Annotated in this window: 13 protein-coding genes and 1 pseudogene; all 14 read right to left on the bottom strand. The window is 28.9% G+C overall.

The genetic code is table 11. The annotated features are described in order from the left end of the window. Window positions 1-227 precede the first annotated feature (227 nt). Window positions 228-1,301 (bottom strand): polysialyltransferase family glycosyltransferase, encoded by a 1,074-nt coding sequence (locus C8C76_RS14290; RefSeq protein WP_108142825.1) that lies wholly within the window; start codon window positions 1,299-1,301, stop codon window positions 228-230. A gap of 370 nt (window positions 1,302-1,671) precedes the next feature. After that, a pseudogene (locus C8C76_RS15550) lies at window positions 1,672-1,830 on the bottom strand (IS3-like element ISGur5 family transposase); the annotation flags it as partial. A gap of 55 nt (window positions 1,831-1,885) precedes the next feature. Then, a complete protein-coding gene (locus C8C76_RS14285) occupies window positions 1,886-3,322 on the bottom strand; it encodes an oligosaccharide flippase family protein (protein ID WP_108142823.1) in 1,437 nt (478 codons plus the stop codon). Between the two features lie 25 nt (window positions 3,323-3,347). Continuing rightward, window positions 3,348-4,358 (bottom strand): UDP-2,4-diacetamido-2,4,6-trideoxy-beta-L-altropyranose hydrolase, encoded by a 1,011-nt coding sequence (pseG, locus tag C8C76_RS14280; RefSeq protein WP_108142821.1) that lies wholly within the window; start codon window positions 4,356-4,358, stop codon window positions 3,348-3,350. Then, window positions 4,348-5,235, bottom strand: a complete 888-nt coding sequence (locus C8C76_RS14275) for a methionyl-tRNA formyltransferase (RefSeq protein ID WP_108142820.1) — start codon at window positions 5,233-5,235, stop codon at window positions 4,348-4,350. Before C8C76_RS14275 ends, pseG begins: the two co-directional genes overlap by 11 nt. A 3-nt stretch (window positions 5,236-5,238) precedes the next feature. Then, window positions 5,239-6,288 carry a pseudaminic acid synthase gene (gene pseI / locus C8C76_RS14270; protein WP_108142818.1) on the bottom strand — a complete coding sequence of 350 codons (1,050 nt, stop codon included), beginning with the start codon at window positions 6,286-6,288 and terminating at the stop codon, window positions 5,239-5,241. Between the two features lie 18 nt (window positions 6,289-6,306). Continuing rightward, complete coding sequence (gene pseH / locus C8C76_RS14265; RefSeq protein WP_108142816.1) at window positions 6,307-6,861, bottom strand: UDP-4-amino-4,6-dideoxy-N-acetyl-beta-L-altrosamine N-acetyltransferase; 555 nt, start codon at window positions 6,859-6,861, stop codon at window positions 6,307-6,309. Window positions 6,862-6,876: 15 nt separating this feature from the next. Further along, on the bottom strand, window positions 6,877-7,620 hold the full coding sequence (locus tag C8C76_RS14260) for a cytidylyltransferase domain-containing protein (RefSeq protein WP_108142814.1): 744 nt from the start codon (window positions 7,618-7,620) through the stop codon (window positions 6,877-6,879). Window positions 7,621-7,628: 8 nt separating this feature from the next. After that, on the bottom strand, window positions 7,629-8,789 hold the full coding sequence (gene pseC, locus C8C76_RS14255; RefSeq protein ID WP_108142812.1) for a UDP-4-amino-4,6-dideoxy-N-acetyl-beta-L-altrosamine transaminase: 1,161 nt from the start codon (window positions 8,787-8,789) through the stop codon (window positions 7,629-7,631). Further along, complete coding sequence (gene pseB, locus C8C76_RS14250; RefSeq protein ID WP_108142810.1) at window positions 8,789-9,763, bottom strand: UDP-N-acetylglucosamine 4,6-dehydratase (inverting); 975 nt, start codon at window positions 9,761-9,763, stop codon at window positions 8,789-8,791. Before pseB ends, pseC begins: the two co-directional genes overlap by 1 nt. 72 nt (window positions 9,764-9,835) lie before the next feature. Beyond that, window positions 9,836-10,342, bottom strand: a complete 507-nt coding sequence (locus tag C8C76_RS14245; protein WP_108142808.1) for a winged helix-turn-helix transcriptional regulator — start codon at window positions 10,340-10,342, stop codon at window positions 9,836-9,838. A gap of 36 nt (window positions 10,343-10,378) precedes the next feature. Then, entirely contained in the window at window positions 10,379-10,924 is a 546-nt protein-coding gene (locus tag C8C76_RS14240; protein WP_108142806.1) for a site-specific integrase, read from the bottom strand. Window positions 10,925-11,227: 303 nt separating this feature from the next. Beyond that, the gene (gene iscB, locus C8C76_RS14235; RefSeq protein WP_181248240.1) at window positions 11,228-12,544 is read right to left on the bottom strand and encodes an RNA-guided endonuclease IscB; all 1,317 of its coding nucleotides are present in this window, start codon (window positions 12,542-12,544) and stop codon (window positions 11,228-11,230) included. Between the two features lie 266 nt (window positions 12,545-12,810). Then, a complete protein-coding gene (locus tag C8C76_RS14230) occupies window positions 12,811-13,725 on the bottom strand; it encodes a ParB/RepB/Spo0J family partition protein (RefSeq protein ID WP_108142802.1) in 915 nt (304 codons plus the stop codon). Window positions 13,726-14,002: the final 277 nt, after the last annotated feature.

The raw sequence follows: 14,002 nt of genomic DNA, 5'->3' as shown, positions 1-14,002 counted from the left end.
ATGAAAGGAGCCCAAAATTCACTTTAATTTTTCCCTATTGGGTGGCTGCGAAAAAAACTTTGCAAAAACCGGGAATTTTAACTTGCAAAAAACAACAAAAATATTGTTGGACATAGAAATCCATTCTCAACCATTATTTCTAAATATATATTATGAATATTATGATAGTTATTAAATACTTTAATATTATTTAGATTACACATAAAAAACTAATTATTTCCCACCCATTAACTTAATATTATTTTCTTTAATTCATCTATGTTATTAGGAATTGAAAAGTTTAGTTTAGAATAAGCTTTAATAATTACTGTTTCTAAATCTAATATTTTTACTAAGCTAATTATAAATGATTTATCTTCGATAATCTTATTTATTGTAAGTAAACTAGTAGAAGTAGTTGATATTATAATGTTATTACCAGATAAACTATATCCAACAACCTCAGATGGTATTTCTTTTTTTATAAAGAAAATATTTTTATAATCTAGCTCTAGTAACTTAATAAACTCTTTTTCTTCTCTCGGGTGATATTTAAAATAAACATCTTTATTTTTTTCTTTTGAATACTCTATTATCCTTTCTAAAATATAAAAATAATTTTGTTGAATAGTTTTAACGAATTCATACTTGTCAAGAAAAACAATTATGGAATTTCTTGATACTTCTATTTCATCAAATAAATTTTTATAGACAAGCTTTGCACCATCAGCAAATTGTGTATCTGTTATTTTTTTTACTTTTTTTTCTCTTAATTCTTCCCTAATTAATTCAGGATATAAAACAAATAATTCATCTATGTAATTATTTAAACCTAAAATACTTACACACTGTCCATAATCATTTAAATTAAAAATCGCTTTTTTAGTTAATGATTTTACTTTCCTTTTCAAATTTCCACATTCTTTATAAGATTGATTATAAGCTGCAGAACCATCTTCTATATATATAACTTTACACTTTCTTTTTTGGTTGACTAATTCAAATATTTTTTGATCTAAAATAATATTATTATTAAAGGTGAATACTTTATCAAAGTTTCTTTTCTTAATTATTTTTTTTAACTTCTTAATGTTTATATAATATAAATAGATTTTCTTAATAATATTAATGTCTTTTAAAACTAAATTACCTTGCAAAATTTCTATTTTTTTAAACAAATGTGAGAAGTTATTTGTATCAACACTAGAAACATCAAAATCTTCAAATATTATTAAAAAATTATCCTGCTCTACTAATTGTTTTGCAAAACCCACCGACAACATAAGGTGATATGGAGTATGCACTAAAAAAATATTATTCATACTATCCCTCTTCCTAAAAAACAAAATATTATTAAATTTTTAACTAAATTTATCTTAAAATTTTCTTTGAATACTACTCCTGCAGATAATCATTTAATATCTTTGCTGTTTGAGATGTTTTCTACTTCAGCATTACTTCCGCAGTATCTATTGGATTTAATGTTACACATTCAGGCTGGGTCTAATCTTTAATATCCCCTGACCATCTCTTTCTGGACGTTCTGCTTTAGCATTTAAATATGTTGCATTTCTCTTTTTCTTGATTTCTATATCAAGCTCATAATGCTTCGGGGAGGATGCTAGTAATTATACAGGTGGACAAACTCAACTGCCCATTCTCTGGCTTTGTTTAGCTCTTTAAAGCCTTCATTGGGATAAATTGATTGTATTTCATTGTTTTAAACAATAACTCAGAATAGGGATTATCATTACTTACTCTTGATCTTAAAAATGAACTCTATACTCCCAATTTCTCCAATGTTGCTAAAAATGCTGCTGTTTTCATTGGTCTTCCATTGTCAGAGTTTAAGCACCAATGGTTTATCTTTTGCTACTATTCCCTGAACAGGGATATCAAGTTTTAATTATTGTTTATTTCTCAAAATAAAATAATAAAACATAATAATAAAAATAGTTAATTTGAAAAAAATTAAAATTATATAAATATCTATTGTTTTTAATATTGTTAAATATATAGCTGTTCCCAATAGAAGAATTGAAAAATCGATACCTGTTTTCTTTAAATTAATAACTTTTTCTCCTATTATGAATCTAGCATTAATATAATGAAAAAGAAACAAAATCGCATAAGATACAAGTGTAGTATAAGCTGCAGCAATATATCCAAATTTAGGAATCAACCAATAGTTCAAACCAACATTTATAAACCCAGCTAATAAAGTTGCTGTTGAGATTAGAACTGTCTTTTTTCTATAAAAAGAATAATTAGCAAATAAGGTATAAAAGAAAACAAAAACATAGCTAAGAATAATTATTGGAACTAGATCTAAAGCACTATAATATCTCTCATCAGCAAGTACCATAACAATTTCTTTTGAAAATAAAATCAATGAAATTGCTGCCATAAAAATATATTTAGAATAATTAAATGCCAAATCATTTATTTTATTAAAATTATTTTCTTTTAGATTATCAAAAAAAATCGGAACCCAGGCTTTATTCATTGCCATAACAACCACATTCATAATCATACCTATATTATACGCAAACGAATACAAGCCAGTATCTGAAGAGCCTGTTATTTGGTTAATAGCTATTCTATCAAAATATGATAATATAAATCCTGATAAAGCATGTGGAATTAACGGTATTCCAAGAATTAACGAATATTTAACATATTTAAATTCAAATTTAAATTTACTTAATTTAATAAAATAAAAAATTGCCACAATAAAAAGTATCCCATATACTACTAATTGTCCATACATTCTACCAAGATAACGCTTATCAGTTAGCATATAAACCCAAATTATTGAAATAACTAACATTGAAACACTTTTACTAACTGACAAAATAGAATATCTTTTACTCTGTTTGCTAGTTTGCAAATATGATAAAAACATTTTTAATGGAATATTAAAAACAGATACTATAACAGCTAACATAAAAATATTAACTTCTATTTCTATTAAATTAGAAATCTTAACCTTAAATAAATTAATAATATATAATAAAAGAATGTTAAACAAAAGCAGAAATAAAATATTACTACTTATAAATGCGCCAAACTGTTTTTCTTCTTCATGATAATATCTAGCAACAGAACCAGAGAAATTAAGCCCAAAAAAAATAGTAGCAATAGAAATAATAGAAGTAAAAATAGCTAAAATACCATATTCATCAGGAGTTAATAACCTTGTGAAAATTGGAACTGAAATAAAAGCCATTGCTTTAGTAAAAAATTCTGCTGACATATAATTTTTAGCATGGTTTATAAATTCAATATTTTCTTTTCCTATAATTTTTCTTAAATAACTTTTAGTTTTAACTATAATATTCATATATAAATACTCATTTCTTCAATAATTAAATTGTTTTGAAATTATTATTTAATGAAAGACCATCAATTAAATTAGTCCGTTTTTCTACTGTTTCTTTAATTCCAAATTTAATATTTTTACTTTCAAATCCTAAATTAATAATATTCTCATCATCTAACTTCTCTGCAACCCTAGCCTGATTATCAGCCTGTAATAATACTAAAGCCGGAGTCTTAGTAACAGCTAACTCATAAAGAGTACTTCCACCAGAAGAAATAGCCATATCACTTCTAATCATTAATTCACTCATCTTTTTAACATTGAAATTTAATGCAATATCTAAACTACTTTTTTTAACTTCTTCTATGATCTGATCTATGTTATCAAAAGAAGGACCAATCACAACATCAATGTGCAAATTTTCTTTATCTAGATATTGAGCATCTATTTCATCTAAATCTAATTCATTAAATGCATTTATTATTTTTGGAGTCAAGTTTCTTAAATCATAACCACCAACAGTAACTAAAATATCTTGGACCTTATCTCTCACTTGAATATCAGGAAGATTTCTAAACTCTTCTCTTAAAAGTAAATATTCCATCCCCAATCTGAATTCAGTATCTCCATAGTAAGATTCATAATCTAAATCTTCAGCATATGCATTGCCATTGATTACTACATGTGAAGGAAATGCAAAAGGTGCATGGTCATGGATAGTAACTAGTTTATCAACCACTTTTCTCATTTCAATAAGATAATTCTGATCTATCTCATAAGAGTCAGTTATTAATTTCTTTACTTTCCTCTTTTTGATTATATCTTTAACTTCTTCTATTTCTTCTTCATATGATAATTCTTTATCTATAACTACGACTTCAAAACTATTTTCTTTTAATTTATTTACTGCTGTTGGGTCATTTTTAGTAATATAGAAAACTTCTTTGTTTTCTGGCTTTTTCTTTAAATCATTTGCTAAAGCTATTGTTCTCATTATATGACCCATACCAATATCTTTACCACCATCAACTCTTAAAACAATAATTTTATTTCCCATTGAAAATATCCCCTGTTTTTAATTTAGTTTCTGATTTAAAATCAGTAATTAATAATTGATTACTTCCACACTGAACTAAAAAACTATTATCTCTAAATTCTATAACTTTACCTGTTTTATGACTCTTATTCTCAGCTTTAATAACCTGGGCTTTCCAGATCAAAATTTTACTCTCATCTAAATATGTAAAAGCTCCTGGATATGGATGGGATACAGCTCTAATTAAATTAAATATTTTTTCTGCGGAATTCTCCCAGTTTATTAACCCATCTTCTGGATTCCTTTTTCCATAATATGAACCTTCTTCTTTATTTTGTTTTACTGTTTCATAATTGCCCTTTTCAATTAAATTTATAGCCTTATTAATCATTAAAGGATATTTTTCTTTCACCATCTCTAAAACATCAGATATATAATCATCTTTTGTTATTTCTATTTCTTCCTGCAAAATTATTTCTCCTGTATCAATTCCTTCATTGATAAAGTGAACTGTAACACCAGTTTTTTCTTCCCCTTTTATTATAGCCCAATTTAGAGGCGCTCTCCCTCTATATTTTGGTAACAAAGAAGCATGAATATTAATACATCCTTTATCTGGAATATTGAGCATCTTTTTTTTGAATATTTGGTCGAAATTAACTGAAATTATTAAATCAGGTTTCAAATCATTTCTAACTTTACTTACAAATTCATCACTATTAATATTTTCAACTTTAAACAAGTCAATATTATATTCATCAGCTACTTTTTCAAGTCCTTGGTACCATTTTTTATTTGTATCTGACATAACTGCAGCAATAATTTCCTTGTTTTGATTTATTAAATATTTAAGAGTGATTCCCCCTAACTTATGACCACCAAAAAATAATATTCGCATTTTTTACTCCTTAATAATATCCCAGATAAGTGGTTCACCTTTATCAATATCTTTTATAACTTTTTTACCTAATACCTTATCCCAGTGTTTTGGTTTTAAACCATATCCTGGTCTAATGATTTTTATATTATTTTCTGTGATTTTCTCATCTGCTTTAATATCATTTGTTACAAAAATTGATCTTCTAAACTTTCTGCTCTCTTTTTGTTTTTCAGTAAGAGAATAATCAATTTTACCTATAGCTCGTTCTGCTGCTCTTATATCTTCAACCATATTTTTAAATTCATCCGGCTCCATTGAAAAGGATGAATCAGGATTTTCTATTTCTCTGCTTAAACAAAAATGTTTTTCTATAATTTTAGCTCCCATAGCTATACTGGTAACAGCCGCTACTGAACCTAACGAATGATCAGATAAACCTACAGGAAGATTGAAAGTTTCTTTCAAATGACCTATTTTTTTTAAATTCATATCATCTGGAATTGATGGATAGGCACTTGAACAATTTAAAAGTGCTAGTTTATCATTACCATTTTCTCTTATTACTTTAACGGCATCTTCTATTTCGCCGAGGGTTGCCATTCCAGTTGACATAATTATTGGTTTATCTTTTTGAGCAAGATATTTTAAGAAAGGTATATTAGTTATACTAAATGAAGCAACTTTATAAAAATCAACATCCAAATTTTCTAAAAAATCAACTGCTTCATTTTCATAAGGTGTTGAAAAAAAATCAATACCAATTCTTTCAGCTTCTTTTTTTAAATCTTCCTGCCATTCCCAGGGAGTATATGCTTTTTGGTAGAGACTGTATAAATTTTCACCTTCCCAGGTGCCCTTGTCTATTTGAAACCATTTTTTATTTGAATTTAATGTTATAGTATCTGGTGTATATGTCTGTACTTTTACACAATCAGCTCCTGCTTTTTTAGCAGCACTAATAATTTTCAAAGCTCTTTCTTTACTACCTGCATGATTAGCAGACATTTCAGCAATTATATAAGCAGGATTATTATCTCCAATTTCTTTGTTGTTTATTTTAATAGCTTTCAAACTATATCCCCCTTCAAATTAAGAAACATAATCAATTTTTATATCATTAAAATTATATTTTTTCGTAATTTCAGGCCACTTTTCCTTTAAAATCGACATTTTAACTATATCATGAAATTCTCCATTTTTATAAATATGTTCTTTTAGTACCCCTTCAACTTCAGAACCATAAATTTTATGTAAGCGAACTACTTTATTATTAAAACTAAAAACTTCACACCATAATTTATTCAATTTTAATGTTTCAAAAACAAATTTATAGAGATTCAATTCCAAAGACTTAGCTAATCCTTTACCTCTATAATCTAAGTTAGCTATATAATATGCCCAACCACATCTTTGGTTTTTATTATCAATTTCATATAAGTTAATTAGACCAATATCTTCTCCATCAGCATTAATTACCCAATATAAACAGGTATCATCATTAGAAACTTTCTTAAACCACTTTTTTTGTTCTTCTAGAGTTATATCAGGATCAGTATACATATATTTAGTTATATTAGGATCCATTCTCCAATTCATAATCATTTCTAGATCATCTTCTTTAATTTTTCTTAATTTAATTTTCATTAAATCAACCTCACTCTATTTTAACTTCTTTTGTTTTATCTTCTCATTAAGTTTAAGTAATTCTTTATTATTATCTAAAAGCTCTACTATTTCATAAAGATAAAAATCATGTTTTCCATGATATAATTTATCATAAATAGCTTTTATTAGTTCATAATCTTCTTTAGTATCTAAAGTCAAACGATAACCTGATAGATCTTTCTCGTTTTTATAGTAATATATATCATCATAATTTTCATAGATAAAAGGAGTTACATGTTCTCTCTGATGTTTTTTTTCTGCTTTATTATAAGCTTCTTCTAAAACTTTAAAAGAAAAAGCTTCAGTATCTAAGCCTCTTGGATAAGTTCTGTTTTTTAAATCCGATCCAGCATTAGTTACTAAAGTATAATTATTTTCATTATAATATGCAATTATCTCATCTACAACCTTAGGATCAATTAAGGGACAGTCAGAAGTTATTCTTACTACAGTTTCTACACTATTTTTTGCTGCAGCTTCATAATATCTTTTCAAAACATCTTCCTCACTACCTCTAAAAGCTTTGACTCCCCATTCTAATGCTTTTTCATAGATTATTTGATCCTGTTTTTTAGTAGTAGTTGCTATTATAATTTCATCAATCAATTCTGATTGTTTTATTCTTTGAATATCATGCCATAAGACAGCTTTTTCTTTTAAATCTTTCATTACTTTACCCGGTAATCTTGTTGAACCCATTCTAGCCTGGATTATTACTCCTATTTTATTAGATTTCATAAAAACACCTATTTCTGATTTTTTCTTATAACTTCTTTTGTCCTTTTAATTACCTCTTCAACCTGTTGATCAGACATTTTAGGATAAAGCGGTATAGTTATTATTCTTTCATAGAGGTTTTCCGCATTCGGGCATATTCCTTTTTTATATCCTAAACTTTGATAGTATGGATGGTAATATACCGGAATATAGTGGACATTAACACCCAGATTTGTATCCCGTAAATCTTTGAAAACTTTTCTTCGATCAGCAGTTAATTTTTCTAAGTCCAGCTGGATTACATATAAATGCCATGCTGAATTAGTATCTTCAAGCTGTTCTGGTATGATTATACCTTCAAAATCATTAAAAGCTTTGTTGTATTCTTTAACTATTTCTTTTCTTCTTGCTAAAAATTTATCTATTTTTTCTAATTGACTGATACCTAAAGCACACTGGATATCAGTAATCCTATAATTATATCCTAATTTCTGCTGTTCATGATACCAGGGACCGTGACTTTCATTAATATATTCACTGCTGTTTTTTGTTATCCCATGTGTTCTGAATTTAATTAGTTTATCATACAATTTCTTAGAATCAGTTGTAATCATTCCACCTTCACCAGTAGTTATATGTTTAACTGGATGAAAAGAAAAAGTTGTCATATCTGCTATACTGCCGATTTTTTGGCCTTTATATTCTGCGCCAACTGCATGAGCACCATCTGCAATAACTGTTAAGTTATATTTATCAGCTATTTTCATTATTTCATCCATCTCACAAGGCTGACCTGTAAAATGAACTGGAATAATTGCTTTAGTTTTATCTGTTATTTTTTCTTTAATTGATTCTGGATCAATATTATATGTATCAGGATCAATATCAGCAAAGACAGGTATTCCGTTTTGATAAATAACTGAGTTAGCTGAAGCAGCAAAGGTTATGGGAGTAGTAATAACTTCATCATCCTCTTTAATACCAGCTGCGAAAATTGCTGCATGTAGAGCTGCTGTTCCATTGGCTATAGCTACTGCATATTTTACATCCACATAATCAGCAAACTTTTCTTCAAACTCTTTTATCTTAGGTCCTGTTGTTAGGTAATCACTTTTAAGTGTTTTTGCAACAGCTTCTATATCCTGTTCATCTATCCACTGACTGCCATAAGGTATAAATTCTTCAGTCATTAGTCTAACTCCTCAATTAATTTCCGCATTTCTTCTACACTTAACCACTGATCATTATTACCACTATTATATTCAAATTCTTTGTCTAACTTCTTCCCTTCGGTATGGTTGGTGTTATTCCACCATTCATAATCAGGTTCTATTATATAATGATCTTCAAATTCTATTGTATGTCTTGAGGAAGCTCTTGGAATCATTACCTCATGAAGTTTTTCACCAGGGCGGATTCCTACTATTTCTTGTTTGCATCCTGGAGCTATAGCTTCAGCAAGATCAGTTATTTTCATACTTGGAATTTTAGGAACAAAAATTTCTCCACCCTGCATTTCATCTAGAGCTTTTAATACTAATTTAACAGCATCTTCTAAGGTAATCCAAAATCTAGTCATTCTATCATCTGTTATTGGTAGAGTTCCTGTTTCTTTCATTTTTTTAAAGAACGGAATCACACTACCACGGCTTCCCATAACATTACCATAGCGAACAACACCAAATCTTGTGTTTTTACCACCCACATAGGCATTACCTGCAGTAAATAACTTATCAGAACAGAGTTTTGTTGCCCCATATAAATTTATAGGGTTAGCAGCTTTGTCAGTACTTAAAGCTACAACTTTCTCTACCCCTTTATCTATAGCTGCATCAATTACATTTTGAGCACCATGAACATTAGTTTTAATAGCTTCAAAAGGATTATATTCACATTCAGGTACTCTTTTTAAGGCAGCCGCATGAATAACAATATCAACACCATCAAAAGCACGGTATACTCTTTCTTTATCCCGGACATTTCCTATAAAAAATCTGAGTTTAGGATGATTATTAAACTTAGATCTCATTTCAGCCTGCTTTAGTTCACCGCGGCTTAATATGATAAGCTTTTTCACATCATATTTATCTAAAATCATCTGAGTGAATTTTTTTCCAAAAGATCCGGTTCCACCTGTCACTAATACTGTTTTATTGTCTAACATTTAAACATCTCCCTCTTTAACTAAAATTTTTATCTATTTACATTTATAAATATTAAGTCATTAATACTATTATTACTTGATAATATTATATTTTTTTATGTCTTTTAATTCTATCTCTGAGTCCCAATAATAAATTGCTTTATTTTTATTATTTATTTTTTTTAATTTTTCTTTATTATCTATTATCTCATATTTAATATTTAATCCATTTAATGTATTAATTACTAGATCAAAAATTTCATCACTCTTTGTTTTATATACATATATTTTTTTACCCTCAGCGCTATGTTTCAAAGCGAGTTCAGTGACTCTATTCTGTAATTGCTGAATGGCCTGATATGATTGCTTTATGTAGTCAATAGTCTTTTGAGTCTTTTCTTTTATTCCTTCAGGAGTCAATATGTACTTTATATTTCTGGAATTTAGTCTCTCAATCTTAACTAATCCTTTTTTAGCACATTTTTTTATCAGAGTATTAACTAGACCAACTGAAAAACCTGTCTGCTTAGCTATTTCTCTTTGGGAAGGACTATCTTCTCTATCAAGTATTGCTAAAACATCTGTGATTTTTTCATCCATATATTAACTCCTTCCATTTTGTGCTATATAAGTAATTTATAAAGAAAAATTTTCTATAGAATCATCAAGTATATCCTGAGTAATTCCAATATAACATAAGGTTATAGCTGGTTCTGAATGATTGAAAAGCTTCTGCAGCAATGCCACATCTTTATACTTCTTATAATGATGATAGCCAAAAGTTTTTCTGGTAGAATTACAGCCTATACGTTCTAATCCAGCCTTTCTGCCAGCGGTACTTATTATCCTGTAAGCTTGAAACCTGGACAAAGGTTTGTTTTTGCCAATCCTACTCTGAAAAAGATACTCATCATTATCCATATTCTTCATATATTCATTAAGCTCTTTCCGAAGAACCTTATTTATCAAAAACTGCTTATATTTTGAAGTTTTCTGTTCCTTAACAATAATATGCTTTTTATCTCGTATATCATCAACTTTAAGCCGCAGGAGATCACTAACTCTCAATCCTGTATTAATGCCAACCAAGAACATCATATAATTTCTGTAACTTTGTTTAAGTAGATCTTCTTTTATCTCCTTTATATTTTCAGTATCTCTGATTGGCTCCATACGATTCATTTGATACTCCTTTTAAGGAACATTTAAGACATCGGTTGTCATTGGAATTATATGTAATTAACTGACTGCTCCAACTCTTCCCTCTGTCTATACAATTAAGCAAAAAATCTTATGTTCAATTAGTTAACAACTTTGATTATAATACATAGTTACTGTAATCGCAAATGTTATTTTAACTTTCGACAAAACTTTCCAAATTAAGCGAAGAATTACTTATAACAGTTCTTTTTTAGCCTCATTTAAATAAAATTAGCCAAATATCTCCACCCTGATATTTTATTTGATTTAGGTGGAGACGAATGGCTATGCTAACTGTTTTTTTACCCAGTTGTTATTTCTACACTTTAACTTTAAATTATCAGGATTTATCTGCTTATAAGTCTTAGTGGTTAGCTGTAAGTATTTTCCATCTATATCCTGTATATATACCCATTTACCTGTAAAACCTGATATAAAACCTGTTTTACCTATTTTTGAAATATATACCTTATCCCACAAAGCCCACTTTTTACCATTCTTGATAATCTCTTTAGTGTTTTTAGGGCGGCGTTTTTGATTATGATTTATTTTATCCCCCCTGCCTGCTCTTGGAATAGCTTCATGTAAGGAACGTTTCTTCTTGCGGACTTGTTTTATATATATTGGAGTAATATAATCTTCTACCGATTCTTGGTGCATCGCTATGGCATCATTATAGTGAGTCTTAGATAAGCCTAATTCTCTACGGTTTACATTAGTTATATGACCATAAGTGAAATTTACTTTGTCCCCATATTTTTTTGAAAGATCACTGTAAAGCTTATTCTTAATTATATTCATGAAAGTTGTATACTTAAAGGTGCTAGAATTTCTATTTTCTAAAAGTTTATCAACATTTTGGTGTAATTTGTTATCTAAATCATTATTATGAATTTTTTTATGACATTTACTATGAAGCAAGGCCAAATTATCAGGAGTATCAGTACCTCCATTTTTTTTGGGAACTATATGATGAACATTCCAGGTATCATCTCCTTTAAATTTACTACATAACTGACATCTAGCATCTTCTCTGAAAATAAGATATTGTTTTACGTTTTCATAACCGTATTTATCTCCTTTTTGATATTCTTCACCCTCTATTTCAGGATTCTTAATTTTATGAATGTCAAAATTAGCAATTTCCACTGTGAGTTCATAATCTGGAAGATACTTAGTAAGTTTATTTATCCAATTCAATATATGCTTGTATTTAGATATAACTGAAGGTGGTAACCATCCTTTTTTACGTTTGCGATTATTAAATCTTGGCGGGCGATAACGCTTATTTCTATAACGTCTACCTCTTCTATATTGCCGCCGTTGCCTCAATAAGTCAGAGACTCCATCTCTCAATTCAATGGTTCCTTTATGGATCACTTTACCATTTACAATGATAGCAAAGCCCTGATATTTACCTCCAGTATCAAAATATATCTTAACTTGCTGTGTTTTTCTGAAATCAACTTCGTATAACAAACGAATAGTAAAAGGATCTTTGCATATAACCTCAGCCATGTTATTATCAAGCAATCTTCTTACTTTTCCATGCCTATTTGTAGGTTGTAAAGTTTTTCCGTCTTTAGCTACTACTCTTACCAACATAATCCATCCTTTCATTAAGGAATTTAAACCCCGTTAAGGCGGTCATAAGACCGTAGGTGTAACTGTTTTCCCTTTCTCAATGTTATCTAGGTTTGTTATGCAGATGAGACTGTTCCTACCACTCAGAACTGTTTACCCACCCGCGATAGAGCGACAGACTAGGGCATTATCCGAAGGTATCATAGCCTAAATAACGTAGCTATTCTAAATAAATAGATAGCTTAGAGTAGTCAACTAGAGGCTTTTAGCAAGCCACATCTAAATCATAGATATGATTTAGAGAGGTAGTTGATAGTCTTTCCAAATGTCTCAACTGAAATCTGCTGCAGCTTTTGTTCAGTAAATAATATCTCTTTCAATAATTTTTGCTTCATTTCCGCATTAACCCCGGTCGGAGCTTCTCTAATAACTTTAATTTTTTCATTAATAGTATCGAAACTCTCTATTATTTCCTTAAAATCTTCTCCCAAATCACCACTTTTAGCCAGATCATCTTCTAAGAGCTTTCTATTGATTATCATTTCAGAAACTTCTTCTATATTCAAGTTAGGATATTTCTGAATCAATTTCTTCATATCAATGCTTTCTTTTCTTGTTAGATTATATTTCATAATTGCATCTAAAAATTTAGTAGCAGTCTTATGATCAACTGTTGAATCTAAGCTTTTAGCAAGATCTAGGTGAGATAATGTTAATTTAGCTCCTTCTTTATTATTAAAGTTGTCTATAATAGCCTGCTGATACCTTTCCTCATATTCCAAAATAATTAACCAGAGTGTGATTGTTGTTCTTGCAATCCCTAACTTTTTGCTGGCATCTCTTTTGGTTAATCCTTCCTCTTCGATATAGCTGTTTAAAATTATTGCCCGTTCCAGCGGATCTATATCATCAGGCTGCAAGTTTTTGATTATCTCTATTTTATCTGGTGTCAATTCAACATCATCCACAACTATAGCTGGTATTTCAGTTTTTCCTGTTTTTCTATTCGCCTTTATTCTTTTTTCTCCGCTTAATTGAAGATAACCATCATCAATTTCTAGCAGGATAACCATTTCTAAAATACTAACCTGAGAAATGGACCTAGCTAATCTCTCCCAGCCTCCCCTATCAAAACCTTCTGGATAAAGGGATGGATTCTTCTTAATTTTATCTATCGGCACCCTATCAATTCTGATCATTTTCAAATCTCCTTTCTAAAATCATTTCAATATATTTTTACTTTTGCTACTCAACAATAAATTTTATGTACCTTATTCTCCATTTAATTATATCTGCTGACTTGAAATACTACAAACTTTTAAAGTTAATAAAGAAATCCAACATCCTGATCCGCAAGTATAGAATAAATTTTAAGATGATTTGAGCTTCCCCCATTAAATTAGACACATAGTTTAGACGTTTTTCTCTCATTTTCGTAGTTTTCCGGACTTTTATAATCCAGAGTAGAATGCATTC

The sequence above is a fragment of the Halanaerobium saccharolyticum genome, from assembly GCF_003053565.1.
Taxonomy (GTDB): domain Bacteria; phylum Bacillota; class Halanaerobiia; order Halanaerobiales; family Halanaerobiaceae; genus Halanaerobium; species Halanaerobium saccharolyticum_B.
The sequence above is the reverse complement of the archived record's forward strand: the minus strand, read 5'-3'. Positions and strand labels throughout refer to the sequence as shown.